24 protein-coding genes are annotated in these 23,335 nt (G+C 70.5%); 17 read left to right on the top strand and 7 right to left on the bottom strand.

Annotation, left to right across the window (positions count from 1 at the left end; translation table 11 throughout):
* Positions 1–31 precede the first annotated feature (31 nt).
* Positions 32–949 carry a dihydropteroate synthase gene (locus tag ACFY6U_RS21655; RefSeq protein ID WP_390040509.1) on the top strand — a complete coding sequence of 306 codons (918 nt, stop codon included), beginning with the start codon at positions 32–34 and terminating at the stop codon, positions 947–949.
* 34 nt (positions 950–983) lie between these two features.
* Here ACFY6U_RS21655 and glgX read toward each other — a convergent pair whose 3' ends face one another.
* Complete coding sequence (gene glgX / locus ACFY6U_RS21660; RefSeq protein ID WP_390040511.1) at positions 984–3,233, bottom strand: glycogen debranching protein GlgX; 2,250 nt, start codon at positions 3,231–3,233, stop codon at positions 984–986.
* A 243-nt stretch (positions 3,234–3,476) separates the two neighbouring features.
* On the opposite strand from glgX, the gene ACFY6U_RS21665 reads away from it, so the two are divergent.
* The 6 genes from ACFY6U_RS21665 to ACFY6U_RS21690 all read left to right on the top strand — a co-directional run bounded on the left by ACFY6U_RS21665 (position 3,477) and on the right by ACFY6U_RS21690 (position 9,873).
* Positions 3,477–4,712: an Ig-like domain-containing protein gene (locus ACFY6U_RS21665; protein WP_390040513.1), complete on the top strand. Its 1,236-nt coding sequence runs from the start codon at positions 3,477–3,479 to the stop codon at positions 4,710–4,712.
* 212 nt (positions 4,713–4,924) lie between these two features.
* The gene (locus ACFY6U_RS21670) at positions 4,925–6,103 is read left to right on the top strand and encodes an Ig-like domain-containing protein (protein WP_390040515.1); all 1,179 of its coding nucleotides are present in this window, start codon (positions 4,925–4,927) and stop codon (positions 6,101–6,103) included.
* Positions 6,104–6,191: 88 nt separating this feature from the next.
* On the top strand, positions 6,192–6,959 hold the full coding sequence (locus ACFY6U_RS21675; protein WP_390040517.1) for an enoyl-CoA hydratase/isomerase family protein: 768 nt from the start codon (positions 6,192–6,194) through the stop codon (positions 6,957–6,959).
* A 289-nt stretch (positions 6,960–7,248) separates the two neighbouring features.
* Complete coding sequence (locus tag ACFY6U_RS21680; RefSeq protein ID WP_351491156.1) at positions 7,249–7,752, top strand: ATP-binding protein; 504 nt, start codon at positions 7,249–7,251, stop codon at positions 7,750–7,752.
* Positions 7,753–7,924: 172 nt separating this feature from the next.
* Positions 7,925–8,680: a polysaccharide deacetylase family protein gene (locus tag ACFY6U_RS21685; protein WP_390040519.1), complete on the top strand. Its 756-nt coding sequence runs from the start codon at positions 7,925–7,927 to the stop codon at positions 8,678–8,680.
* Entirely contained in the window at positions 8,680–9,873 is a 1,194-nt protein-coding gene (locus tag ACFY6U_RS21690; protein ID WP_390040521.1) for a YncE family protein, read from the top strand. Before ACFY6U_RS21685 ends, ACFY6U_RS21690 begins: the two co-directional genes overlap by 1 nt.
* A gap of 11 nt (positions 9,874–9,884) precedes the next feature.
* Here ACFY6U_RS21690 and ACFY6U_RS21695 read toward each other — a convergent pair whose 3' ends face one another.
* Entirely contained in the window at positions 9,885–10,568 is a 684-nt protein-coding gene (locus ACFY6U_RS21695) for a GNAT family N-acetyltransferase (protein WP_390040523.1), read from the bottom strand.
* Here ACFY6U_RS21695 and ACFY6U_RS21700 point away from each other — a divergent pair.
* A complete protein-coding gene (locus ACFY6U_RS21700) occupies positions 10,567–11,478 on the top strand; it encodes a MerR family transcriptional regulator (RefSeq protein WP_390040525.1) in 912 nt (303 codons plus the stop codon). The two genes, ACFY6U_RS21695 and ACFY6U_RS21700, sit on opposite strands and share 2 nt — an antisense overlap.
* 60 nt (positions 11,479–11,538) lie before the next feature.
* Positions 11,539–11,751 (top strand): EF-hand domain-containing protein, encoded by a 213-nt coding sequence (locus tag ACFY6U_RS21705; RefSeq protein ID WP_351491145.1) that lies wholly within the window; start codon positions 11,539–11,541, stop codon positions 11,749–11,751.
* A gap of 211 nt (positions 11,752–11,962) precedes the next feature.
* Here the strand turns inward: ACFY6U_RS21705 and ACFY6U_RS21710 are convergent, their stop codons facing one another.
* Positions 11,963–12,994: an AraC family transcriptional regulator gene (locus tag ACFY6U_RS21710; RefSeq protein ID WP_390040527.1), complete on the bottom strand. Its 1,032-nt coding sequence runs from the start codon at positions 12,992–12,994 to the stop codon at positions 11,963–11,965.
* A 90-nt stretch (positions 12,995–13,084) separates the two neighbouring features.
* Between ACFY6U_RS21710 and ACFY6U_RS21715 the strand changes: the two genes are divergently transcribed.
* Both ACFY6U_RS21715 and ACFY6U_RS21720 read left to right on the top strand, forming a co-directional pair.
* On the top strand, positions 13,085–14,086 hold the full coding sequence (locus ACFY6U_RS21715) for a zinc-dependent alcohol dehydrogenase family protein (RefSeq protein ID WP_390040529.1): 1,002 nt from the start codon (positions 13,085–13,087) through the stop codon (positions 14,084–14,086).
* Positions 14,087–14,181: 95 nt separating this feature from the next.
* Complete coding sequence (locus tag ACFY6U_RS21720) at positions 14,182–14,880, top strand: NADPH-dependent F420 reductase (RefSeq protein ID WP_390040531.1); 699 nt, start codon at positions 14,182–14,184, stop codon at positions 14,878–14,880.
* A gap of 82 nt (positions 14,881–14,962) precedes the next feature.
* Here ACFY6U_RS21720 and ACFY6U_RS21725 read toward each other — a convergent pair whose 3' ends face one another.
* Both ACFY6U_RS21725 and ACFY6U_RS21730 read right to left on the bottom strand, forming a co-directional pair.
* Positions 14,963–15,523 (bottom strand): glycoside hydrolase family 25 protein, encoded by a 561-nt coding sequence (locus ACFY6U_RS21725; RefSeq protein WP_390040533.1) that lies wholly within the window; start codon positions 15,521–15,523, stop codon positions 14,963–14,965.
* 101 nt (positions 15,524–15,624) lie between these two features.
* Positions 15,625–16,668, bottom strand: coding sequence for a phosphatidylinositol-specific phospholipase C domain-containing protein (locus ACFY6U_RS21730; RefSeq protein ID WP_390040535.1), 1,044 nt, complete (start codon positions 16,666–16,668; stop codon positions 15,625–15,627).
* Between the two features lie 142 nt (positions 16,669–16,810).
* Between ACFY6U_RS21730 and ACFY6U_RS21735 the strand changes: the two genes are divergently transcribed.
* On the top strand, positions 16,811–17,743 hold the full coding sequence (locus tag ACFY6U_RS21735; protein WP_390040537.1) for a PfkB family carbohydrate kinase: 933 nt from the start codon (positions 16,811–16,813) through the stop codon (positions 17,741–17,743).
* Between the two features lie 39 nt (positions 17,744–17,782).
* On the opposite strand, the gene ACFY6U_RS21740 is transcribed toward ACFY6U_RS21735, so the two are convergent.
* Positions 17,783–18,082 (bottom strand): hypothetical protein, encoded by a 300-nt coding sequence (locus ACFY6U_RS21740; protein ID WP_390040539.1) that lies wholly within the window; start codon positions 18,080–18,082, stop codon positions 17,783–17,785.
* A gap of 487 nt (positions 18,083–18,569) precedes the next feature.
* Here ACFY6U_RS21740 and ACFY6U_RS21745 point away from each other — a divergent pair, with 487 nt between their 5' ends.
* Both ACFY6U_RS21745 and ACFY6U_RS21750 read left to right on the top strand, forming a co-directional pair.
* Positions 18,570–19,715 (top strand): hypothetical protein, encoded by a 1,146-nt coding sequence (locus tag ACFY6U_RS21745; RefSeq protein ID WP_390040541.1) that lies wholly within the window; start codon positions 18,570–18,572, stop codon positions 19,713–19,715.
* Between the two features lie 337 nt (positions 19,716–20,052).
* Positions 20,053–20,370 carry an ArsR/SmtB family transcription factor gene (locus ACFY6U_RS21750; protein ID WP_390040543.1) on the top strand — a complete coding sequence of 106 codons (318 nt, stop codon included), beginning with the start codon at positions 20,053–20,055 and terminating at the stop codon, positions 20,368–20,370.
* Positions 20,371–20,373: 3 nt separating this feature from the next.
* On the opposite strand, the gene ACFY6U_RS21755 is transcribed toward ACFY6U_RS21750, so the two are convergent.
* Positions 20,374–21,711: a cation:proton antiporter gene (locus ACFY6U_RS21755; protein WP_390040545.1), complete on the bottom strand. Its 1,338-nt coding sequence runs from the start codon at positions 21,709–21,711 to the stop codon at positions 20,374–20,376.
* Positions 21,712–21,861: 150 nt separating this feature from the next.
* Between ACFY6U_RS21755 and ACFY6U_RS21760 the strand changes: the two genes are divergently transcribed.
* The 3 genes from ACFY6U_RS21760 to ACFY6U_RS21770 all read left to right on the top strand — a co-directional run bounded on the left by ACFY6U_RS21760 (position 21,862) and on the right by ACFY6U_RS21770 (position 23,264).
* Positions 21,862–22,608 (top strand): 4'-phosphopantetheinyl transferase family protein, encoded by a 747-nt coding sequence (locus tag ACFY6U_RS21760; RefSeq protein ID WP_390040547.1) that lies wholly within the window; start codon positions 21,862–21,864, stop codon positions 22,606–22,608.
* A gap of 75 nt (positions 22,609–22,683) precedes the next feature.
* Positions 22,684–22,998 carry an ArsR/SmtB family transcription factor gene (locus ACFY6U_RS21765; RefSeq protein ID WP_390041112.1) on the top strand — a complete coding sequence of 105 codons (315 nt, stop codon included), beginning with the start codon at positions 22,684–22,686 and terminating at the stop codon, positions 22,996–22,998.
* On the top strand, positions 22,998–23,264 hold the full coding sequence (locus tag ACFY6U_RS21770; RefSeq protein WP_390040549.1) for a hypothetical protein: 267 nt from the start codon (positions 22,998–23,000) through the stop codon (positions 23,262–23,264). Before ACFY6U_RS21765 ends, ACFY6U_RS21770 begins: the two co-directional genes overlap by 1 nt.
* The last annotated feature ends 71 nt before the right edge of the window (positions 23,265–23,335 follow it).

Raw genomic sequence — 23,335 nt, forward strand, 5'->3', positions numbered from 1 at the left:
TTCTCGGGCGGTCGTACAGAAATGAGGTCGGATGATTTCCCTTGCTCATCTGATAGATCTGGCGCGGCGATTCGAGGGTGATCTCTCCTTACCCGTCGAACCACTTCGAGTGGGGGATCGGGAAATCGATGTCGACACCACCCCCGCCGTCATGGGATGCATCAACCTCTCTCCGGACTCCACCTATCGAGAGAGCGTCGCGACCTCGACCGAGTCAGCGGTCAGGAAAGGTCGCATCCTCGCGGCACAAGGTGCCGACATCGTCGACATCGGTGCCGAGTCGAGCAATCCCCGCACTCGCAAGGTCTCCGTGCAGGAACAGGTGGCCGCCTTGGTGCCGGTCGTGAAGGAGCTCGTCTCGGAAGGTATCACCGTGTCGATCGAGACCTACGAGCCTGCCGTCGCCCGGTCGTGCCTGGAGGCGGGGGCGCTCCTGCTCAATTACTCCGGCGGGTTGGCATCGGACGGTGAGATGTTCCCCATGCTGGCCGACCACGAAGCGACAGTTGTCCTGTGCCATGTCGAAGGAAAGAACTCCCGGGACGTGGGCGCCAAGGGCATCGACCAGGATCCCATCCCCGGGATGCTCGACTATTTCGAGAGGCGCGTGGATCACGCCCGTTCGGCCGGGGTCGATCGAATCGTCATCGACCCCGGGATCGGCTTCTCCCATGACAGACACATATCCGCCGATGCCCGTGTTCACTATCAGGGCCGTGCCCTCTTGAACACGTTCCGGCTTCGACGGATGGGTCTTCCCATCTGCCACTCACTGCCGCATGCCTTCAGCCTCTTCGAGGACGAGTTCCGCACCGCCGAAGGCTTCTTCACGGTTCTGGCGCATCTAGGGGGAACAGGTGTCTACCGTACCCACGAAGTTCCGCGGATAAGGGCGGTACTGGCTGCTCTCCGAGCACTCGGCCCTCAATCCTTCGCTCCCAGAGCCTGACCAGGGCAGGGGAGTACCCGGATGCCGCCCTCCGTCAGCCAACCACCCTAAGCAAGAGCACCGCCCGCCCCGACACCGTGATCACCGTCCCCCCCTCATGCACCACCCCCGGCTCCGCGCCCTGCTCCTCCAGTGAGGTGTCCACCAGTACCTCGTAGCGTTCCGCCCACGGCGGGCCCGGCAGGACGAACCGGGCGGGGCGGTCGCCGGCGTGCAGGACGGTCAGGAAGCTGTCGTCCAGGACCGGGGCGCCGCGGTCGTCGCGGCCGGGTATGTCCCGGCCGGAGAGGTACATGCCGAGGGTGGCGGCGGGCGCGTACCAGTCGTCCGCGGTCATCTCGTCGCCGCGGGCCGTGAACCAGGCCAGGTCGCGCAGGCCGTCCGCCGAGTGCGCGCGTCCGGAGAAGAAGGCGCGGCGGCGCAGTACCGGGTGGCGGTGGCGGAGCCGGATGAGGCGGGAGGTGAGGTCGAACAGCGGCCGCCAGGCCGGGTCGTCCAGCAGGCTCCAGTCCAGCCAGCTGATGTCGTTGTCCTGGCAGTAGGCGTTGTTGTTGCCGCGCTGCGTGCGGCCCAGTTCGTCGCCGGCGACCAGCATCGGGACACCCGTCGACAGGAGGAGGGTGGTGAGGAGGTTCCGCAACTGGCGCCTGCGCAGCGCCCGTACGCCCTCGTCGTCCGTCTCGCCCTCGGCCCCGCAGTTCCAGGAGCGGTTGTCGCCGGTGCCGTCCCGGTTGTGCTCGCCGTTGGCCTCGTTGTGCTTGTGCTCGTACGACACCAGGTCGCGCAGGGTGTAACCGTCGTGCGCGGTGACGAAGTTGACGGAGGCGTAGGGACGGCGGCCGCCCCACGCGTAGAGGTCGCTGGAGCCGGAGAGGCGGTAGCCGAGGTCGCGCACGTCCGGGAGGGCGCCGCGCCAGAAGTCGCGGACGGCGTCGCGGTAGCGGTCGTTCCACTCGGTCCAGAGGGGTGGGAAGGCGCCTACCTGGTAACCGCCCGAGCCCACGTCCCACGGTTCGGCGATCAGCTTCACCCGGCGCAGCACCGGGTCCTGGGCGATGACGGCGAGGAAGGGGGAGAGCATGTCGACGTCGTGCATCGAGCGGGCCAGCGCGGCGGCGAGGTCGAAGCGGAAGCCGTCCACGCCCATCTCCGTGACCCAGTAGCGGAGGGAGTCCGTGATCAGGCGCAGCACGTGCGGGCGGACCACGTGCAGGGTGTTGCCGCAGCCGGTGTAGTCGGCGAAGCGCCGGGCGTCGTGGTCCTGGAGCCGGTAGTAGCCCCGGTTGTCGATGCCCTTCAGGGACAGCGTCGGGCCCAGCTCGCCCGCCTCCGCGGTGTGGTTGTAGACCACGTCGAGGATGACCTCGATCCCGGCCGCGTGCAGCGCGCGCACCATCCGTTTGAACTCGCCGACCTGCTGTCCCGTCGTACCGGAGGCGGCGTAGGCCGCGTGCGGGGCGAAGTAGCCGATGGAGTTGTAGCCCCAGTAGTTCTTCAGGCCGCGTTCGAGCAGGTGGCCCTCGTGGGCGAACTGGTGGACGGGGAGCAGTTCCACCGCCGTGACGCCGAGACCGACCAGGTGCTCGATCGCGGCCGGGTGGGCCAGTCCCGCGTACGTGCCGCGCAGCTCCTCGGGTATCCCGGGATGCAGTCTGGTGAAGCCGCGCACGTGCAGCTCGTAGATGACGGAGTCCGCCCACGGCGTCTTCGGGCGGTGGTCGTCCGACCAGTCGTCGTCATCGTGGACGACCACGCCCTTCGGGACGTACGGCGCCGAGTCGCGGTCGTCGCGGACGGTGTCGGCGACCTGCTGGTCCGGCCAGTCCCGGACGTGCCCGTACACCTCGGGCGGCAGCGCGAACTCGCCGTCCACCGCCCGCGCGTACGGGTCCAGGAGCAGCTTCGCCGGGTTCCAGCGGGCGCCGGTCCACGGATCCCAGCGGCCGTCGACCCGGTAGCCGTACCGCTGCCCCGGCAGCACACCGGGGACGAACCCGTGCCAGATCTCGTGCGTGAGTTCGGTCAGCGGGATGCGGGTCTCCCGCCCCTGCTCGTCGAAGAGGCAGAGCCGGACCGCCTCCGCACCGGCCGCCCACAGCGCGAAGTTGGTGCCCGCCACGCCGTCCGGCCCGACCCGGAACCGGGCGCCGAGCGGTGTCGACGCCCCCGGCCACGCCGCCGGGACGGGGAGGGGCGTCCCGTTCACCGCGGGGGCGTGCGCCGCGGCGCCGTCCGCCCTCGGGGCCCGCGCCGGTGCCCCCTGCTGCTCGGCTGCGCTCGTCACCTGTCGGCCCCTTTTTGTGTCCCGCGGCTCGCCGACCACCGGGGCGTGCCCACCCGCGTCCGAGCAGCCGACGGCGCCCGGACTCCCGGTCCCGGGCACGGTCGGCGGCTCGCTACGGACGTGCCCGCGACGGCTCGCGCACGGGCACGACGGCTCCCCAGCTCGTCGTCCTTCCCTCTGTTCTGCCCAGTGCCGGCGTCGCACTCACGTTTCCCAGGGGCATGCCCGCTCGTTGAGCCGCACGTGAGTCATCCACAAGGGCGCGCACGGCGCGCGGGGGCCGCGCTGGCCGCGGTACTGACATGGGCGGGGCTGCTGGCGGGAGCCGCCGGCTGCTCCTCGGACGGCACGGACGGGCTCGGCGTCGACCACGTCCTCGGCGGCAAACCCGCGGCCCCCGAGGACGTCATCCGCATCTCCCCGGACGACGGCACCAAGGCCGTACGGCCCGACGGGCGGCTGACGGTACGGGTGCCGGCCGGCCGCCTGGAGTCCGTCAGCGTCGTCAGGTCCCAGGACGCCCAGGACTCCCCGGTCCCCGGGCACATCGCCGCGGACGGCAGGACCTGGCGGCCCGACGACCCGGGCCTCGCGCTCGCCGCCAGGTACACCGTCGACGCGGTGGCCGTCGACGGGGACGGCCACCGCTCGGCCCGCCACACCACCTTCACCACGCTCGTCCCGGACGAACGCTTCATCGGGTACGTCACCCCGGAGAACCGGGCCACCGTCGGCACCGGCATGATCGTCTCCCTCGCCTTCAGCCGCGACATCGACAACCGCGCCGCCGTCGAACGCGCCATCCAGGTGACCGCGAAGCCCGCGGTCGAGATCCGTCCGCACTGGTTCGGCAAGAACCGCCTCGACTTCCGCCCCGAGCGCTACTGGCAGCCCGGCACGGTCGTCACCGTCGGCCTGAACCTCCGTGACGTCGAGGGCGCCCGCGGCGTCTACGGCCTCCAGTCCAAGACGTTCACCTTCACCGTCGGCCGCAGCCAGGTCTCCCTCGTAGACGCGGCCGCCCACACCATGGAGGTCCGCCGGGACGGCGAGCTGCTCGCCACCGTGCCGATCACCGCGGGGGCGCCCGAGCACACCACCTACAACGGGAAGATGGTGGTGATGGAGATGCACGACGTGACCCGCATGAACAGCCGCACGGTCGGCTTCGGCGGCGAGTACGACATCCCCGACGTCCCGCACGCCCTCAAACTCACCGACTCCGGCACCTTCCTGCACGGCAACTACTGGGCGCCGGACGCCCCGGGCCACGTCAACGTCAGCCACGGCTGCGTGGGCCTGCGTGACGTGAAGGGCGGCAGCTCGGACACGCCCGCGGGCTGGTTCTACGACCGCAGCCTCATCGGTGACGTGGTCGAAGTCATCAACAGCAAGGACAAAACGGTCTCTCCCGACAATGGACTCGGTGGGTGGAACATGGGGTGGAAGGAGTGGAAGGCGGGCAGCGCGGTCAAGTAGCCAGGTGGGGGGCGGGTCGGTGGGGGCGGGAAGTTGCGACGCAACGGTGACATTCGCCCAACACCAAGCTCAAAACCCTGCGGTTACTATGCGCCAATGCGTGCGCCTGACGCGCTGGGGTGGGCCTGACCAGGCCCTGGGAGGGGAGAACGACTTTGAACGAGCGGCCGATATCGGGGGCGTCGGTTCGGGGGGCGCGGAGGAAGCAGGGGATGGCGGTCGTCGCCGGAGTCCTGCTCATGGCCGTCACCGCCTGCGGCGGGGGCGGCTCCTCCGCCAAGGGGGCGGACCAGGGCAAGGCCAAGGACTCCACCACCCAGGCGAGCAAGCAGTCCGTCGCCACCGTCAGCATCAGCCCCAAGTCCGGCGCGACCGGCGTGGACACCAGCGGAGCGCTCAAGGTCAGCGCCGCCAAGGGCAAGCTGACCGACGTCGAGGTCAAGGACGCCAAGGGCACGGAGATAGCCGGGGCGATAGCGGCGGACGGCGCCAGTTGGACGCCGTCGACGCACCTCGCCAACTCCACGAAGTACACCGTGCACGCGGTCGCGAAGGACGCCGACGGCCGTGAGTCGGCGGAGGACTCCAGCTTCACGACGCTGACCCCGAAGAACACGTTCATCGGCTACTTCACGCCGGAGGACGGTTCCACGGTCGGCGTCGGCATGCCGTTCTCCATCCACTTCACCCGGGGCATCACCGACCCGGACGCGGTGGAGAAGGCGATCACCATCAAGACCGAGCCCGCGGTCGACGTCGAGGGCCACTGGTTCGGCAACGACCGGCTCGACTTCCGCCCCGAGAACTACTGGAAGTCCGGCACGAAGGTCTCCGTCTCCCTCAACCTCGACGGCGTCGAGGGCCGTGACGGCGTCTACGGCGAGCAGGCCAAGACCGTGAAGTTCACGATCGGCCGCAACCAGGTGTCCGTCGTCGACGCCAAGAAGCACACCATGAAGATCATGCAGGACGGCAAGGTCGTGAAGACCCTCGCGGTCACGACCGGCAAGCCGGGCTACGACACGTGGAACGGCCAGATGGTCATCAGCGAGAAGCTGCGCGTCACGCGCATGAACGGCGAGACGGTCGGTTACGGCGGCGAGTACGACATCAAGGATGTGCCGGACGCGATGCGGCTGACCACGTCCGGGACGTTCATCCACGGCAACTACTGGGGTGGCGACGCGTTCGGCAACTACAACGCGAGCCACGGGTGCGTGGGGCTTCGCGACATCCGGGGTGGGGGTGACCGTGCGCTGCCTGCTGCCTGGTTCTTCGATCACTCGATCGTCGGGGACGTGGTGACGGTGAAGCACTCCAACGACCAGACCGTGTCGCCCGACAACGGCCTCAACGGCTGGAACATGTCCTGGAAGGAATGGACCAAGTAGTTCCCTGGCTGCGGGCCGGTGGGGGTTGTTCGCGCAGTTCCCCGCGCCCCTGAAGGGGCGCTGATGAACCGGCGTTAACCTGCTCGGTATGACTGTGACCCTCGAAGTCGCCGAAGGCGTAGGTACGATCCGCCTCGACCGGCCGCCCATGAACGCGCTCGACGTCGCCACCCAGGACCGGATCAAGGAGCTGGCGGGAGAGGTCACCCGTCGCGAAGACGTACGTGCCGTCGTCATCTACGGCGGCGAGAAGGTCTTCGCGGCGGGAGCCGACATCAAGGAAATGCAGAACATGGACCACGCCGCCATGGTTCTGCGCTCCCGTGACCTCCAGGACTCCTTCAGCGCCGTCGCCCGCATTCCCAAGCCGGTCGTCGCCGCCGTCACCGGCTACGCGCTCGGCGGCGGTTGTGAGCTCGCCCTCTGCGCGGACTACCGCATCGCCGCCGACAACGCCAAGCTCGGGCAGCCCGAGATCCTGCTCGGGCTCGTCCCGGGGGCCGGCGGCACCCAGCGGCTGCCCCGGCTGGTCGGGCCGTCGAAGGCCAAGGACCTGATCTTCACGGGCCGTATGGTCAAGGCCGACGAGGCGCTCGCCATCGGGCTCGTCGACCGTGTCGTGCCCGCCGCCGACGTCTACGCCGAGGCGCACGCCTGGGCGGCGAAGCTGACGCAGGGGCCGGCGATCGCGCTGCGGGCCGCCAAGGAGGCGATCGACACCGGCCTCGAGACCGACCTGGAGACCGGGCTCGCCGTCGAACGGAGCTGGTTCGCCGGGCTGTTCGCGACCGAGGACCGGGAGCGCGGGATGCGGAGCTTCGTCGAGGAGGGGCCGGGCAAGGCCAAGTTCCTGTGATCTTCGCCCTGCTGTGAATGCCCCGAACCCCTTGCAATTGACGCGATGTCTGATTCAGGGTCCCCCGATGGGGCGGATTATGGGAGCCTTAAGGCAACCCTAAGCCCGCCTTGTCGAGGGGGTCTGGCGATTGCCCGGAGATGGCACGTCTTCGCAGGTCGGACCAGTTGCCGATGCCTCCGTAATGCCGACAGCATATGCCGGTCGCCCGGTATCGGGCGGAAGCTTTGCAGGGGCGTATTCCCCGGGAACGGCCACGGAGGGCGCTCCCGGCGGCCATGATGGGGGCATGGCGGGGCTGGAGGGCATCGAACAGCCGCGGGGACACAGCCGTGCGGCCGCGGCGCGCTGGTCGCCTGCGGTCGAGGACGAGCGGGCGCTCAAGGCGATCGAGCTGTTCGGCAACCCGACGGACGCGGAGGTTCCGCTGCCGTCCCGCCCCGAGTCCGCGGCGACCGCTCGCCGGCTCGCCCAGGTCGTCGTCCTCCGCCAGTGGCGGCTCAGCCCCAAGATGACGGAGGACGTGGTCTTACTCGTCTCGGAGCTGGTGGGCAACGCCGTGCGGCACACCGGCGCCCGGGTGTTCGGCCTGCGGATGCGCCGCCGTCCCGGATGGATCCGGGTGGAGGTCCGCGATCCGTCGCGCGGACTGCCCTGCCTGATGCCGGTTCAGGAGACGGACATCAGTGGGCGTGGACTGTTCCTGGTGGACAAACTGGCGGACCGCTGGGGCGTTGATCTGCTTCCCCGGGGCAAGACGACGTGGTTCGAGATGCGGGTGGCTGATAGATGAGGCCCGACAGATGAGGCCCGGTCGAGCGCGCCCCGAAGGGGCGCGGGGCTGTATCGACTTGCGGCTGCCGCCGCGTGGGCGCGACCAGCCCCCCACCGGCCGCAACGTGCAAAAACAACCCTTTTCGGGTCAATAGCCAATTTTCTTACCTGTGCACCCTTAAATAGTGCGGGTGACCCCCACCAACCGACGCGACCTCCTCCGCGCAGGCGCAGCCTTCTCCGCCGGAGGCGCGCTCACCACCGGTTGCGCCACCACCGGTACGGCCACCGCGGCACCCTCCGCCACCACCCCCGCCTCACCGTCGCCGTCGGCTTCCCCCACCCGGCTCCCCTTCCAGGTCACCCGCGGCCCCCGTACCACCGCGGCCGTCGCCCTCACCTTCCACGGCCAGGGCGACCCCGCCCTCGCCGACCAGCTCCTCACCACCGCCGAGCAGCACGGCGCCCACCTCACCGTGCTGGCCGTCGGCAGCTGGCTGGACGCGTACCCCGCCATGGCCCGCCGCGTCCTCGACGGCGGCCACGACCTGGGCAACCACACCCAGCGGCACGTCTCCGTCAACGCCATGGCGGAGGCGGACGCCCGCAAGGAGATCACCGAGTGCGCGGACCGGCTGAAACGGCTCACCGGATCGATCGGGAGCTGGTTCCGCCCCTCCAGGGCGCCGACCGCCTCCCCGCTCGTCGCCCGGCTCGCGGCCGAAGCGGGCTACCCGCACGTGCTGTCGTACGACGTCGACTCGCTCGACTACACCCGGCCCGGCGCATCGGCCATCACCCGCAAGGTGCTCGCGGAGGTCACGGGCGGCTCGGTGGTGAGCATGCACTTCGGGTATCCGGACACGGTCGCCGCCCTCCCCGACGTCCTCCAAGAACTCCACCGCCGTGGACTGCGCGCGGTCACCACCACGGAGCTGCTCAGCTGATGCGAACCACGAACGCCGCCCGTCTGCTGTCCGCCGGTGCCGTCCTCGCCGTCCTGGCGCTGCTGCCCGCCTGCAGCGGCGGCTCCGAGAGCCCCGGCAGACCGGCCGCCGGCACCACCGCGGCCGTGCAGCCGCCGGCGAAGAAGGCGGGGCAGGCCGTCGACGGACTGCCGGGGATGCCCCCGGTCCTCGACCCGAAGGACGTGTACGCCGCCGACCGCCCCGGCAACCTCTCACCCGTCGTCAAGGGCTTCCCGTCCCTGGTCTACGTCCCGAACACCAACTCCGACACGGTCTCGGTCATCGACCCGAAGACGTACCGGGTGACCGGGACCATCCGGGTCGGCCGGCAGCCGCAGCACGTCGTGCCGTCCTGGGACCTGAAGACCCTGTGGGTCAACAACGACCTCGGCAACAGCCTCACCCCCATCGACCCGAGGACCGGCAAGGCCGGCAAGCCGGTCGCCGTGCACGACCCGTACAACCTGTACTTCACGCCCAACGGCAAGTACGCGATCGTGATGGCCTCCAACGACCGCCAGCTGGTCTTCCGGGACGCGCACACCATGCAGACCGTCAAGGCCGTCCCGGTCGGCTGCTACGGCGTCAACCACGCCGACTTCTCCCTCGACGGCCGGTACTTCATCGTGTCCTGCGAGTTCAGCGGCGAAGTGCTCAAGGTGGACACGGAGCAGATGAAGGTGCTCCGGCAGGAGAAACTGCCGTACCACGGCGCCATGCCGCAGGACGTCAAGGTCTCGCCGGACGGCAAGCGGTTCTACATCGCCGACATGATGGCCGACGGGGTGTGGATCCTGGACGGCGACGCCTTCACCAGGCCGACCTTCCTGGCCACCGGCAAGGGCGCTCACGGGCTGTACGTCAGCCGGGACTCCCGCGTGATGTACATCTCCAACCGGGGCGAGGGCACCATCTCCCTCTTCGACTTCGCCCGGAACCGGCTGACCGGGAAGTGGCGGCTGCCGGGCGGCGGCAGCCCCGACATGGGCGGGGTCTCGGCGGACGGCAAGGTGCTGTGGCTGTCCGGCCGCTACAACTCCGAGGTGTACGCCATCGACACCCGCAACGGCGCCGAACTGGCCCGCATCCACGTCGGCAGCGGCCCGCACGGCCTCGCCGTCTACCCGCAGCCGGGCCGCTACTCGCTCGGGCACACGGGCATCTTCCGCTGACCGGTGCGGGGTCAGGCCTTGAGCAGCAGCGCCTCGGCGCCCACCGGCACGTAGCCGGCCGCCTGGAACGCCCGGACGCTGCGGGCGTTCCCCGGCGCGACCTGCGCCCACAGGGGTTCGTCCGCGAGCTGCCGGGCGGCGGCCACCAGGGCCCGGCCCAGCCCGCGCTGCCGTCCCCCCTCGTCCACCTCCACCGAGACCTCCAGGCGCCCGGCGACCCCGCGCCCCAGCGTCAGCACCCCGCCCGCCACCGTCCAGGCGCGCACCTCGTCCCGGCGGGCGCGGGCGTAGGCGACCCGGGAGTGGTCGGGGCCGGTGAGCTCGGTCAGGGGAAGGTCCGGGCGGCCGGGCAGCGGGCCGGCCACCAGCAGCGCGTCGATCGTCTCCTGCTCGCGGCCGGTGCGGTCCATCAGGGCGGTGAGGAAGCGCGCGTTCATCGTCGCGCACAGGGGATCGCAGGGGACCGCACGCAGGGTGTCGTACACCCACCCGGGGTCCTCGTCGACGAAGACGACCGAGTGGGCGGTGAAGGAGAGGATCCCGGCGTCCCGCGGGGAGGGCTGCGGTACGACCGTCGTACGGCCGTCGGGCGGCGGGAAGACACCCCGGGCCGCCGCGTCCAGAATGTCCCGCAGGGTCTCTGTCACCGTGCTCCTTGAGTCTCCACCCACTGGAAGGCCCACACTCGCAGACATGATCGAAGACGGCACCGGACTTTTCACCATCGGCGAGCTGGCGAAGGCCACCGGGCTGACCGTGCGCACCATCCGCTACTGGTCCGACGAGGGCGTGCTCACTCCGGTGACCCGCTCCGCGGGCGGCTACCGGCTCTACGACGCCGGGTCGTTCGCCCGGCTGGAGCTGATCCGCACCCTGCGCGAGCTGGGGCTCGGCCTGGGGCATGTGCGCCAGGTGCTCTCCGGCGAGCGGACCGTGGCGGAGGTCGCCGAGACGCACGTGGCGGCGCTGGACGCGCAGATCCGGGCGCTGAAGGTGACCCGTGCGGTGCTGTCGACCGTGGCGCGACGCGGTTCGACTGCGGAGGAGATGACCCTGATGAACAGACTGGCGCGACTGTCCGCCGCCGAACGGCAGCGGATCGTGGACGACTTCGTGGAGGAGATCTTCGAGGGGCTGGACACGGCCGACCCGTGGATCCGGGAGCGGACCCGGGCCCTCGGGGTGGCGCTGCCCGACGATCCCGGCCCCGAGCAGGTCGACGCCTGGGTGGAGCTGGCCGAGCTGCTGCCGAACCCGGACTTCCGGGCGGCGATGCGCAGGATGATCGAGCTCAACGCGTCCGACCGGGGACCGGACACCCCGGCCGGTGCCTCGCAGTGGTTCTTCCGCAAGCTGGTCGACGTCGTCGGCGCGGCCCGGGAGCGCGGGGTGGCGCCCGAGGCGCCGGAGGCGGACGCCGTGCTGGCCGAGGTGTTCGGGGCGGGCACCGACCGGGCGGCGGTGCTGCGCCGGATCGACCTGGGCAACGAGGTCGCCCGCTACCGGGAGTTGGTGAACGTCATCAAGGGTGCTCCGGCGCCGCCGCAGTACCAGGAGGAGTTCGGCTGGGTGGTCGCCGCGCTGAAGGCCTGGCCGGGCCGTTAACCTGACCTGCGGCACTACGCCGGTACGGCAATGGAAACACGGACATAAAGGGGCGGATCGGTGGCGGACATCGACGAGGCACGCGAGCACTTCCAGCGGATCGACGCGGACGGTGACGGTTTCATCACCGCCGCCGAGTTCAAGACCGCTCTCGCGCAGGGGGGCGACTGGAACGTCACCGAGGCGGTGGCCGAGGCCATCATCAAGACCCGCGACCTCAACGGCGACAAGGTCCTGTCGTTCGACGAGTACTGGGCCTACCTGAGCAAGTAGGTTCCACGAGCGGAGGGGCGCCCGGCTCCTGGAGCGCGGGCGCCTCTTTCTCATGCCCGGTTCACCGCCGACGTTCTCATGCCCGGTTCACCGCCGACAGGACCGCCCCGACGGACGCGGCCCACGAGGCGCGGGCGCGCGCGGTGTCCGAGGGCGATGCGCAGACGGCGGCGGAGGTGCTGCGGGTGGAGCTGGCGGATCCGTTCGCGGGTCAACCGGCGGGGCGGGCAGGGCGGGGGGTTTGGTTCGCGGGGCGGTCGGCGGTGCTGGCTGTGGGTCGGTCCGGGGGGTCGTCCGTGAAGCGGCCCGCGGTGCCGGCCGTGGGGCCGCCGGAGGCTCTGCGGTACTGGCCCGGTGCCGTGCCGTACTCCCGTTTGAAGGCCTTGGCGAAGGCGAACTCCGAGGTGTAGCCGGTGCGTTCGGCGATCTGGCGCAGGGTGAGGGTGTGGTCGCGCAGCAGTCGGCCGGCGCCGGTCATCCGCCACCAGGTCAGGTAGGCCAGGGGCGGTTCACCCACGAGCGCGGTGAAGCGGCGGGCGAAGGCCGCCCGGGACAGGCCGCCCCGGGCGGCGAGCTCGGCCACCGTCCAGGGGTGGGCCGGGTCGCCGTGGACGGCACGCAGCGCCGCCGAGACCGCGGGGTCGGACAGCGCGGCGGACCAGCCCCTGCCCTGCTCGTCGCCCCGTTCCCGCTGCCACCAGGCGCGCAGGATGTAGAGCAGCAGGGTGTCGAGCAGCGAGGTGACGATGGCGTCCGCGCCCGGCTGCCGCTCCTCCAGCTCCATTCCGAGCAGTTCCACCGCGGCCCGCAGCGAGCGCTGGGCGCCCACCCGGGCGGGCAGATGGACCACCTCCGGCAGCTCGGAGAGCAGCCGGTGGGCACGGGAGCGGTCCAACTGGTAGGCGCCGCACAGCAGTACCGTGTCCGGCTCCGCCTCCCGTGCCGTACGCGGCGGTTCGGGCCAGCGGCCGTCCGGTCCCGGGCGCACGTCCTGCAGCGGCACGTCCGGTCCGCTGGCCAGCGCGTGTCCGTGACCGTGGGCAAGGAACACCACGTCCCCGGGCCCCAGCGCCAGCGGCTCGCCGGCCGCCGGCAGGAGCCACGCCGACCCGCGCAGCACCACATGGAACCCGGCGCCCGCCGAGGCCGCGAACCGCATCCCCCAGGGCGCGTGCTTGTCCCGGCGGGAGGAGTGCGGTCGCCCGGTGCGCATCGCAGCCACCGCGTCGCTCAGTACGTCCATGTCCACACCGTAGCCCGGCGAGACGCTGAGACAGGAAAGCGAGACAGCGGGGCATGGATCGTCTCGCGGGCGCCGCCTAGCGTCGATCGCATGTCGAACACCGCACGCACCGTGCTCTTCCACGAGACCGGCGGACCCGACGTCCTGACCGTCGAGGACGTGCCGCTCCCCGACCCCGGCCCCGGTCAAGTCGTCGTACGCGTCGAGGCGCTGGGCCTCAACCGGGCCGAAGCCCTGTTCCGCTCGGGCACCTACTACTACCAGCCGACCCTGCCCGCCTCCCGGCTCGGCTACGAGGCCGCCGGGATCGTCGAGGCGGTCGGCGAGGGCGTCACCGAACCGGCCGTCGGCGACCCGGTGACCACCGGCCCCGGCATCGAGATGAGCGCGCGGGGCGTGTACGCGGAGCGCGTGGTGCTGCCCGCGGCCTCGGTCGTCCCGCGCCCCGACGGCGTGGACGCGGTCACCGGCGCCGCGGCCTGGCTGACGTACACGACGGCGTACGGCGGGCTGCTGGAGACCGCGGGGCTGCGGCCCGGAGACCACGTCCTGATCACCGGGGCGTCCAGCGGCGTCGGCACCGCGGCGATCCAGGTCGCCCGCCGCGTCGGAGCGGTCCCGCTCGCCACCACCCGCACCGAGGCCAAGCGGAAGCGGCTGCTGGAACTGGGCGCGGCGGAAGTGATCGTCACCGGGGAGTCGACGGCAGAGGCCGTGGCGAAGGAGGTCAGGCGGCTCACCGGGGGCAGCGGCGCCGAGGTGATGTTCGACGCGATCGGCGGCCCGGGCTTCCGCCCGCTGGCGGAGGGACTGGCCGCGGGCGGCTCGGTGGTGGTCTACGGCTGGCTGGACCGCCGCCCCGCCGAGATCCCCTGGAACTGGCCCTTCACCATCCACACCTACGCCAACCAGGCCCTCACCTCGACCCCGGAGGGCCGGCGCCGTTCCACCGCCTTCCTCAACGCGGGCCTGGCCGACGGCGGTTTCCGCCCGGTCGTCGGTGAGGTGCTGGACGGCCTGGACCGCATCCGGGAAGCGCACCGCCTGATGGAGTCCAACACGCACATCGGCAAGATCGTCGTACGGATCTGAGCGGCTGGACCCGGGGGCCGGAACCGGGCCTCACCCGTTCGGCCCAGCCGTGGAATAGGCCGCGCACGCCCGAGGTTGTCGCCGCACAGCAGCACATGTATGCAAGTGCATGGACCTTCGAAAGGCGTGTCATGAAGATCGGCATCATCGGCGCAGGGAACATCGGCGGCAACCTCACCCGGCGGCTGACCGCCCTCAGGCACGACGTGTCCGTGGCGAACTCGCGGGGCCCCGAGACGCTCGCCGCCCTGGCCGAGGAGACGGGGGCGACGGCGGTACGGGCCGAGGAGGCCGCGCGGGGTGCGGAGGTCGTGGTGGTCACGGTCCCGGTGAAGGCGGTCCCGGACCTGCCGTCCGGGCTCCTGGACGGCGCCGCGGACGACGTCGCCGTGATCGACACCGGCAACTACTACCCGCGGGAACGGGACGGCCGGATCGCCGGCATCGAGGACGAGGGCATCACGGAGAGCCGCTGGACCGAGCGGCAGATCGGCCACCCCGTGATCAAGGTCTTCAACGGCACCTTCGCCCAGGACATCCTGGACCGCGGTCGCCCCGCCGGAGACCCCGAGCGCCAGGCCGTCCCGGTCTCCGGCGACGACGAGGCCGCCAAGCGGGTCGTCCGGGCCCTGATCGACGAGCTCGGCTTCGACACGGTCGACAACGGCGGCATCGACGACTCCTGGCGCCAGCAGCCGGGCACCCCGGTGTACGGCCTGCGCGCGGGTGTGGAGGGCGTACGCAAGGCCCTGGCGGAGGCGTCCCCGGAGCGCCAGGAGAACTTCCGGGGCTGACGGCTCCGCGGGCCCGCGGAGCGGCCGGCGGTGGGATCGAACCGGGGAGCCCGGTCCCGCCGCCCCGGACGGGCGGCGCCGCTCAGTCCTCCTTCGACGCCCAGGCCTTGAGGGCGGCCTTGCTGGCGAAGTCCGCCACGTCCTTGTCGTGGGGGTCGCTGGTGTACTGGTGGAAGCGCCAGTCGGCCTTGATGCGGGGGTGGCCGGCGCTGACGTAGTCGGCGATCCAGAGGCCGTCGCCGGCGTACGACGTGGTGTCGATGGTCAGCCAGAAATTCCGGTTGGTGTAGAGCACGACCCGGTGGCTGGGCCTGAGCGCCTTCACCTTGCGGATGAAGGAGTCCTTCTCGGCGTTGCTGGCACGGGTGCCGTCGCCGGTGGTCTCCCAGTCGACGGCGAGGATCTCGCCCGCCTTCTCGGGGGCGTGCTGGACGAAGTACTCGGCCTGGGCGGTGAGGTTGCCGGGCCAGAGGAAGTGGTAGTAGCCGACGACCAGTCCGGCGTCGCGGCCGGTCTTGGTCTGGGCGGCGAGCTTGGGGTTGACGTACGAACGCCCCTCCGTCGCCTTGATGAAGACGAAGGAGAGGCCGTCCGTGTCGTAGGCAGACGACTGGTACGCGCTCACGTCGATTCCGTGCAGCATGTGCGGTGGCTCCCTGAGTGCCAGTGGGGTGACACGAATTGCAACTGCGTATGTCGTATGCCCCGACACGCCGAGAGGGATCCGCGAGGGCGCGTGAATTGTCAGCCGCGGGCCGCCACTTCGCCGAGCACGGCCGCCGACTTCGTCGACCAGTCGGAGGTGATGATGCTGGCGTGGTCGGCGGCGAGCAGCGCCAGCCGGGCGGCCGCTTCCGCGTCCGTCGGAGCGGTCGAGGAGATCGCCGGTGAGACGTTGTAGGCGTCCGTCATGATCAGGATGTAGTGGTTCGTGGCGTAGAACGACGTGTCGTAGCCGTTGTTCACGTACGTCGCCGCGTCGCCGTCGAAGAAGACGAACCAGGGCTGGATCGAGGCGTCGTACCTGCTGGTCCGGGGATCCCCGTTCGCGGCGCCCAGGACGGCGGGGAAGGCCTGGGCCTGGGAGATGTTCCCGGCCGCGTACAGGTCCCGCAGGTGGTCGCCGTACTCCTCGTCCGTCCAGTAGTGGTCGAACGGGTTGGCCTCCTCCACCGTGCCCGGGATCAGTTCGAAGATGAACTTGCCCTTGAGCTGGTCACGGGTGGGCCAGGCGTTGGCCTTGGCGGCGGCGTCGAGGCTGGAGTACGAGGAGCCGAGCAGGTCGGCCGGCTTGTACACGCTGCTGCCGAGCTTCTGCGAGACGAGGGTGTCGAACGCGCCGGGGCCGAGGCCGATGGTCTGGTTGAACCCGACCTTCATCTCGACCTTGACGACGACGGGCGCGTGGTCCGGGTGCAACTGCTCCCAGGCCGCCATGTTGTCGAGGCAGCTGCCGAGGTCCTGGCTGGTGCTCTGGCTGTACAACTGGCTCGGCGTGTTGGCGTGTTCGCAGTTGTTGTCGTTGCCCCACGGGTTGCTGTGACTGACCCGCCACCGCTTGCTGATGCTGTCGACGTACACGTCCAGCTCCAGCAGCGAGGCCCCGGAGTCCATGGCCTGCGCCCAGTAGGTGTACTTGTCCTTCTCGTACGCGTTGTGCGTGCCGACGGAGGTGGTCTCGGAGAACTTCGCCGCGTTCAGGTCCGTGTCCGCGTGCGCGGCGGAGCCCGCCATCACGAACAGGGCCCCGGCACCCACGACCGCCGCCAGCCGTCTCAGTACACGCATGACCCAACTCCCTTGGGTTGGTGGTGAGTTGGCGGCAGCGTAGAAGGAAGTGGTTACTGAGCGGTAGCCCCTGGGGGAACTTCGGCCTCCGGAACTCCCGCAACTCCCTCAGGACCCGGGAGGCCGCACGTACGCTGACCGCATGCCGAGGCCGGAGGAGGCGCTGGTGGGGACGGGTCCGGTGGGGCGGCGGCCTGCGGGCCTCTTCGTGGGGCTGTGCACCCTGGACGTCATCCAGCTGGTGGACCATGTGCCGGGGCCGGACGAGAAGCTGACGGCCCGTGACCAGGTGGTGGCCGCGGGCGGTCCGGCCACGGGCGCGGCGGTGGCCTTCGGCCGGCTGGGCGGCCTGCCCCGGCTGCTCACGGGCCTCGGCTCCCATCCGCTGGCACTCGGCGTCCGGGCGGACCTCGACGCGCTCGGCGTGCGTGTCGCGGACCTCGCCGCCGGCCGCGTGGAGCCGCCCGCGGTGTCCTCGGTCCTGGTGACCGCGTCGACCGGGGAGCGCGCGGTCGCCTCCACCAACGCGACCGGCCACCGGCTGCGGGCCCCGGCCGACCCGGAGTGGCTGGTGGAACTGGTGGAGTCGTGCGACATCGCCGAGTCCGACGGGCATCACATGGACCTGGCCGTCGACGTCGCGCACGCCGCCCGCTCGGCCGGCCGCCGCACCGTCCTCGACGCGGGCAGCTGGAAGGACGGCACCGAGAGGCTGCTGGCGTCGACCGACGTCGCCGTGTGCTCGGCGGACTTCCACCCGCCCGGTACCGCCACGCCCGCCGAGACCCTGGAGTTCCTCCGGGACCACGGCGTGACCTGGGCGGCGGTCACCGGCGGCGGGGCGCCGATCGTGTGGGCGGGCCCCGGTGCCGGTGGCCTCGTCGGCGTTCCCGAGACCCGCGTGGTGGACACGCTGGGCGCGGGTGACGTCCTGCACGGTGCCCTCGCCTATCACCTGAGCGCCCACGACCGCCTCGACGGGCCGTCCTTCGCCGACGCCCTGGCGCGCGCCGCGGCGGTGGCCTCCCGCGCCTGCGCCTCGTTCGGCACGCGCGCGTGGCTGACGGCGGGCTGACCGGCGGCCACGAGCGACCGCGTAACGCTTCGACCCTCCTCATCGGTCCCATGGGCCGCTTGCGTATCCGCTCGCGGCGATTCGGCCATGCTTCGCGGCCCGGGAAGCGTGCCCGCAGGCGGTCGGTGAGCCCCGGTCCCCGAAAACACGCGGGTGGGGATCCGGCTCAAACACGCGTGTTCGATCGACCAGCGCGACGATGCCGGTGGCACCCTGGACGCAGGCGGCCGCCAACTGGCCGGTACCGGGGCCGTCGAGCAGCCAGTACGGCGGCGTCGAGGCGATCTCCAGCCCGCCGGCCACCATGATCTCGAATTCCACCCCCGGCGACACCGTCACGCGTCCCCCCTCCCGCAGGAACCGGCAGCCTGCCCCAGAGCCTTGACCACCGACGGGGGACGTATCCCGCCACCGGGGCAGGAACCCCCGGCAGCGCAGAAGAGAGCGCGAACCCGTCGGCCGGCCCCGGCACCTCAGCACTCGATGACGTTCACCCCCGGCCCGCCCCGCGCCGTCTCCTTGTACTTGACGGACCTGTCTGCCGTCTTTGGTCACTGTGTTGACCTGCGGATTTGTCATGTTCGGAATCGATCTGTGGCAGGCCGTGGACTTTTCGCGGACCGGATGCCGAGTATCCCCACGGGCCTGTGGCTTCCCTGCGCGACGGATTCGGCCATGCCTGTCGCCTCGGTGGCCGGAAGCGTCCAACAGCGCTGATCAGTGTGTATAGCTCGGACGTAGTGGTTGTCTCGACACTCGCCTGAGACGGGGCGCGTCAGGCATTGCCCGCGCGTCGTCCCTCGGTTTCCCAGGGAGAGGAAGAACAGTGTTCGCACGAAAGTCCGGTCAGGCGAGGGGTATCCGAGCCCGGCTCCGCGGGGCATCCGTCGTTCTGGCGGCGATCGGCGTGGTCATCGGCTTCGCGGAGGGTCCCGCAGCGGCGGCAGACAACTGGACGGCGGTTGCCGACCCGGACAGCAGCCGCTGGTTCGACGCCTTCCTCGCGAACGGTGGCGACACCGTGTTCGCCCGCAGCGGCTCCTATCCAGGCGGCGACGCCGGCAGCGGCGAGGTCGCCCGGTACTGGCAGCGCAACGGCACGACCTGGACGTTACTGCCGGCCATCTCCAGCCAGACCGTGGAGACGAACGACGACGACGTCTGGACGGCCACCTCCGCGAACGACTTCTGGGTGGTCGGCCAGACCGCGGCCGCGGCCACCGTGGGCAACCACTGGAACGGCACCGCCTGGGAGCAGCGCTCGCCCACCGACACGACGGTGCGGTTCTTGGACATCAAGGCCGTCTCCGCCAACGACGTCTGGGCAGTCGGCACCACCCGCTCGTCGTCCGCCTCCTCGCTCCCGGGCACGATCGGCCATTGGACCGGAAGCGGCTGGCAGGTCACCAAGGTCACCCCGACCACCGGCAGCCAGACCGAACTCACCTCCGTGTACGTGAAGTCGGCGAGCGACATCTGGGCCGCCGGTGAGACGTGCACGGCCGTGGGCGGGAGCAACTGCCGCGGCTATGTCACCCACTACGACGGCACGTCGTGGAAGGAGGTGGCCGTTCCGACCGGCACTGTCGGGATCGAGGAGATCACGGCCGGCCCCTCCGGCGAGGTCTGGGCCGCGGCGGGCACCAAGGTGTTGCGCTGGACCGGCTCCGCCTGGACCGGCGGAGCCGACGTGTCGGTGTCGGGTGCCTACGCGATCCGTGAACTGACCTGGGCCGGCGGGAAGCTGTACGCCGGGCTCGGGCTGGGCAGCGCCAACAGCCACTCGGGCATCCTGCGCTGGACGGGTACCGCCTGGGAACAGGTGACCCGTGTGCCCGAAACCACCGGCTACTACGTCACGAACGTGTACGAACTCTCCGGCGCCCCCGATGGCACTCTGTGGGCCGCGGGTTCGTACGCGCAGCTCTTCGCCACGCCGACGTTCGCCGCGACGCTGGCGCCGGGTTCCTGAGCAGCCCGAGCACAACGGAAACACAGGGAGCCTGTGAAGGAGAAGTGCGAACTTCTCCTTCACAGGCTCCTTCCTTCTGCGAGAACGCCTCCCACGCGGAGGCCGGCCTGAGGTTCTGTGCGATCCCCGTCGCCGACTGCCATACCGTCAAAGCCAGTTGAGCTGCGGCTATGAGCGCTGTCCTGGTGCCGTCCCGGCAACTGCTCCCGTCGGAAGGACCCGACGAGGAGTGTTTCTCCCATATGGGGACGGCCCGTGCGACCTTCTTCCTGATCATTTGACAACCGCAAAGATCGTAGGCAAGTCTCCTCATGTTTCGGCCGGACAGGGGTGAGCCATGGACAGCGAGGAGCTTCTGGCGTTACTTGCTGCTTTGGGTCATCCGCAGCGCCTGAGGGTGATGGCCGAGCTTGCCGAAGGCAGAGTGTACGTGAGCGAGCTGGCCCGCCGTCTGGGCATGTCCCGGCCGCTGCTGTACATGCACCTGGAACGGCTGGAGAAGGCGGGCCTGGTGGTGGGCGCTCTGGAGCTGGGCGAGGACGGGACACCGCTGAAATACTGGGAACTGGTGCCTTTCGGCCTCTATCTGAACGCCGACATCATCCGTGCGGCAGTGCAGGACGACAACCCGACGGGGGACGAGGCGGACGGGTAGGGCTCATGCCCGGTCGCTTTGAGCGGCCGCGTCCTGCCGGAGCGCCGGTTCGGGAAGGAAGCCGGACGCGTCGTCGCGCCGACGCAGCCGATTCAGGGCCGGTGTGGTGAGCGCCGTCGTGACCAGAGCCATCAGGACCAGCATGGTGAACAAGTCCCGCCCGATCACACCGAGTTCAAGGCCGACGTTCAGAATGACCAGTTCGGTCAGGCCGCGGCAGTTCATCAGCGCGCCCAGCGACAGGGCCTCCCGCCAATTCTGCCCGCAGACGCGGGCCGCCAGGGTGCTGCCGCCCCACTTTCCCAGAATGGCGACGGCGAGGACGACGACGGCCCAGAGCCACAGGGCCGGGTCGTCGTCGAGCATACCGATGTCCGTGCTCAGGCCGGTGTTGGCGAAGAAGAGCGGCAGCAGCAACGGGACGACGACCGTGCGTAGCCGCGTGGCGACGCGTTTGACTGCGAGGGACCGGCGGGGCACCACCAGGCCGAAGAGGAACGCGCCGAACAGCGCGTGCAGCCCGATGCGGTCGGTGGTGAAGGAGGACAGGCAGATGCCGCTGAACACGGCGAGGAGGACCAGCCAGTCCTGCCCGGTGTCCGGTGCGTTCGGGACGGGACGGCTCGCATCGTTTTTCGCCACCGGCCCCTCACCCGGCGTCCAGCGGGCGAGAGCGGGCCGCACCAAGTAGAGCATGGCCGCGAGGAACAGGCCCGATGCCGCTACGGTCCGGGCCGGGTCGAGGGCGGAACCGCTGTGCGAGACGGTGACGACGATCGCGAGCAGGCACCAGGCCAAGGCGTCGTTGACAGCCGCGGAGGCCATCGCCAGGGCGCCGAGCGAGGTGTGGTACATCCCGCGGTCGGTGAGTATGCGGGCCAGTACGGGGAACGCGGTGATGCTCAGCGCCACGGCGATGAACAGCACGAAGGGCAGTCGTTCGACGCCGTCGGGAGCCAGGTACGCGTACATGCCGCTCGCGAGGGCCATCCCGAGAAGCAGCGGCAGGACGATGCCGGCCTGGCTCACGACGAGCGCCGTACGCCCCAGACCGCGCACGAGCCCCAGATCCATTTCCAGGCCGATGAGGAACATGAAGACCAGCAGTCCCAGTTGACCGAGTGCTCCCAGGTACGGGACCGAGGCCGGCGGTATCAGCCAGGTCTGTCCCGCGGGCCACACCATGCCGAGCAGGGACGGGCCGAGCAGGATGCCGGCGGCGATCTCGCCGACCACCGGTGGCTGACCGATCCGGCGGGCCAGGGCGGATCCGGCCAGACAGGCGACGATCACTGTGGGGACGGAGATCAGAAGGCCGGTCACCGGATCGGGTGCGGACACGAGCAGCTCCTCGGCTCTGTGGCGGGCCTCCTCAGGGTTCGAGGGGAGGCTATACAGCCCCTATACGGCGGCCGGATATGCGGCCTGTATAGGGGGCGCCGCGAGTATCGGAGCTTGTTGGCCCGGCCCGTGAGCAAGGAGATCCCCGGAATGACCGAGACCAGTGGACGCTTCCGCGAGACAGGGGCCATCCACGTCTGGCACGGCCGGGTGGGGGACCAGACCCTGCCGTCCGACCTCCTCGTCCTCGGCGACGACGAACTGCGCCTGGCCGGCCGGGCATCCGATCTCCGTGCGACGCACTACGCGGGCGTGCACGCGGCCGTCCGGCGCGTGCTCGGTTCCTGCTATCTCGGGGTGTCGCCCGCGGACGTCCGGTTCGGCCGGCACGCCTGTCCCCGCTGCGCCGATCCCGGGCACGGCCGCCCCCGGATCGAACACCCGGTTACCGCGCTCGACTTCAGCCTTTCCAGATCGGGGCCGCACTGGCTGCTCGCCGTGACGGCGGGTGAGCAGGTGGGGGTCGACATCGAGCGGTGCGCCCCCGACCAGGTGGCCGAGGTGGCGTTGACCGACGACGAACTCGACCTCATGCGGCGCGCGGACCTGCCCGAGCGGCGTCAGGAGCTGTTCTACCGGGCCTGGACCCGCAAGGAGGCGGTGCTCAAGGCCTGCGGTGTCGGCATGGTCGCGGAGCTCCGGGATCTGGAGACCCGGCCGGCCGATGCCGGGCCCGTGACCGTCGGGTACGGCGAACCGGGCCTCGCCGGGCGTTGGTACGTGCGGGACCTGGCCCTGGGGCCCGGGCTGGTCGGGGCACTGGCCCAGGATGCCGGGCGCGTCCGGCCCGTGGTGATCAGGCAGGCTGAGTCTCTGCCTGGCATGTGGCAACTCTGATTGGTACCTGCTAACGTTTCTTGGCATGTGCTGGGTGTTGCTATGAAGGCGCCTCTGCCAAGCGGAGACGAGTTGGTGCTGACGCTGGCGACGCTGGCCAACCCACACCGTCTGCGGGTGGTGGCGATGCTGGCCGGCGGGCGAAAGTACGTGAGCCAGTTGGCTCGGGACATGGGGATCAGCCGCGCGCTTCTCCAGGTCCACCTGAAGAAGCTGGAGGCCGCAGGATTGGTGTCGGCGCAGCTGGAGATCTCACCTGATGGGAAAGCGATGAAGTTCTACGAGGTGACACGGTTCTCGGTGCACCTGACGCCGGAGGCGATCGCGGCCGTGGTACCGGAGCTGACCGGTGTCGAGACGACCCGTGGGGACGGGGAGGGGACTGTCTGATGAAGGCCACCGACTACCACACCGGTACCGACTGGCAGGAAGTGTTCGGCGTCATCGGCGTCTTCCTGCTGATCACCGTGGTGCTCACGGTGATCATCTGGCAGTTCGGCGCCAACTGGCGCGCGAAGGCCGTGCTGGCCCGCGAAGAGGAGTACCGCAAGCTGGCCGAGCAGTCGCTCGCCGCCCAGCAGGAGACGGAACGCCGTCTGGCCGACATGGACGGCCGCATGGCGTCGCTGGAGCGGATCCTCAAAGAAGTCGAGTAGACGCCGACTGGACCGCCGAGGTGCAACTCGGCGGCCCAGTGTTCGGAAGGCATGTCCCTCGCCACTGGGCG

It is taken from the genome of Streptomyces sp. NPDC013157, from assembly GCF_042899865.1.
Taxonomy (GTDB): domain Bacteria; phylum Actinomycetota; class Actinomycetes; order Streptomycetales; family Streptomycetaceae; genus Streptomyces.

What these genes read in the sequence shown, in the direction of transcription:
- ACFY6U_RS21720 (WP_390040531.1), top strand. Translation starts at nt 14,182, where the DNA reads ATGTATGCAAGTGCATGGACCTTCGAAAGGCGTGTCATGAAGATCGGC.
- ACFY6U_RS21770 (WP_390040549.1), top strand. Translation starts at nt 22,998, where the DNA reads ATGAAGGCCACCGACTACCACACCGGTACCGACTGGCAGGAAGTGTTC.
- ACFY6U_RS21710 (WP_390040527.1), bottom strand. Translation starts at nt 12,994, where the DNA reads ATGGACGTACTGAGCGACGCGGTGGCTGCGATGCGCACCGGGCGACCG.
- ACFY6U_RS21655 (WP_390040509.1), top strand. Translation starts at nt 32, where the DNA reads ATGATTTCCCTTGCTCATCTGATAGATCTGGCGCGGCGATTCGAGGGT.
- ACFY6U_RS21680 (WP_351491156.1), top strand. Translation starts at nt 7,249, where the DNA reads ATGGCGGGGCTGGAGGGCATCGAACAGCCGCGGGGACACAGCCGTGCG.
- ACFY6U_RS21690 (WP_390040521.1), top strand. Translation starts at nt 8,680, where the DNA reads ATGCGAACCACGAACGCCGCCCGTCTGCTGTCCGCCGGTGCCGTCCTC.
- ACFY6U_RS21735 (WP_390040537.1), top strand. Translation starts at nt 16,811, where the DNA reads ATGCCGAGGCCGGAGGAGGCGCTGGTGGGGACGGGTCCGGTGGGGCGG.
- ACFY6U_RS21760 (WP_390040547.1), top strand. Translation starts at nt 21,862, where the DNA reads ATGACCGAGACCAGTGGACGCTTCCGCGAGACAGGGGCCATCCACGTC.
- ACFY6U_RS21725 (WP_390040533.1), bottom strand. Translation starts at nt 15,523, where the DNA reads ATGCTGCACGGAATCGACGTGAGCGCGTACCAGTCGTCTGCCTACGAC.
- ACFY6U_RS21730 (WP_390040535.1), bottom strand. Translation starts at nt 16,668, where the DNA reads ATGCGTGTACTGAGACGGCTGGCGGCGGTCGTGGGTGCCGGGGCCCTG.
- ACFY6U_RS21695 (WP_390040523.1), bottom strand. Translation starts at nt 10,568, where the DNA reads ATGTCTGCGAGTGTGGGCCTTCCAGTGGGTGGAGACTCAAGGAGCACG.
- ACFY6U_RS21715 (WP_390040529.1), top strand. Translation starts at nt 13,085, where the DNA reads ATGTCGAACACCGCACGCACCGTGCTCTTCCACGAGACCGGCGGACCC.
- ACFY6U_RS21675 (WP_390040517.1), top strand. Translation starts at nt 6,192, where the DNA reads ATGACTGTGACCCTCGAAGTCGCCGAAGGCGTAGGTACGATCCGCCTC.
- ACFY6U_RS21750 (WP_390040543.1), top strand. Translation starts at nt 20,053, where the DNA reads ATGGACAGCGAGGAGCTTCTGGCGTTACTTGCTGCTTTGGGTCATCCG.
- ACFY6U_RS21700 (WP_390040525.1), top strand. Translation starts at nt 10,567, where the DNA reads ATGATCGAAGACGGCACCGGACTTTTCACCATCGGCGAGCTGGCGAAG.
- ACFY6U_RS21670 (WP_390040515.1), top strand. Translation starts at nt 4,925, where the DNA reads ATGGCGGTCGTCGCCGGAGTCCTGCTCATGGCCGTCACCGCCTGCGGC.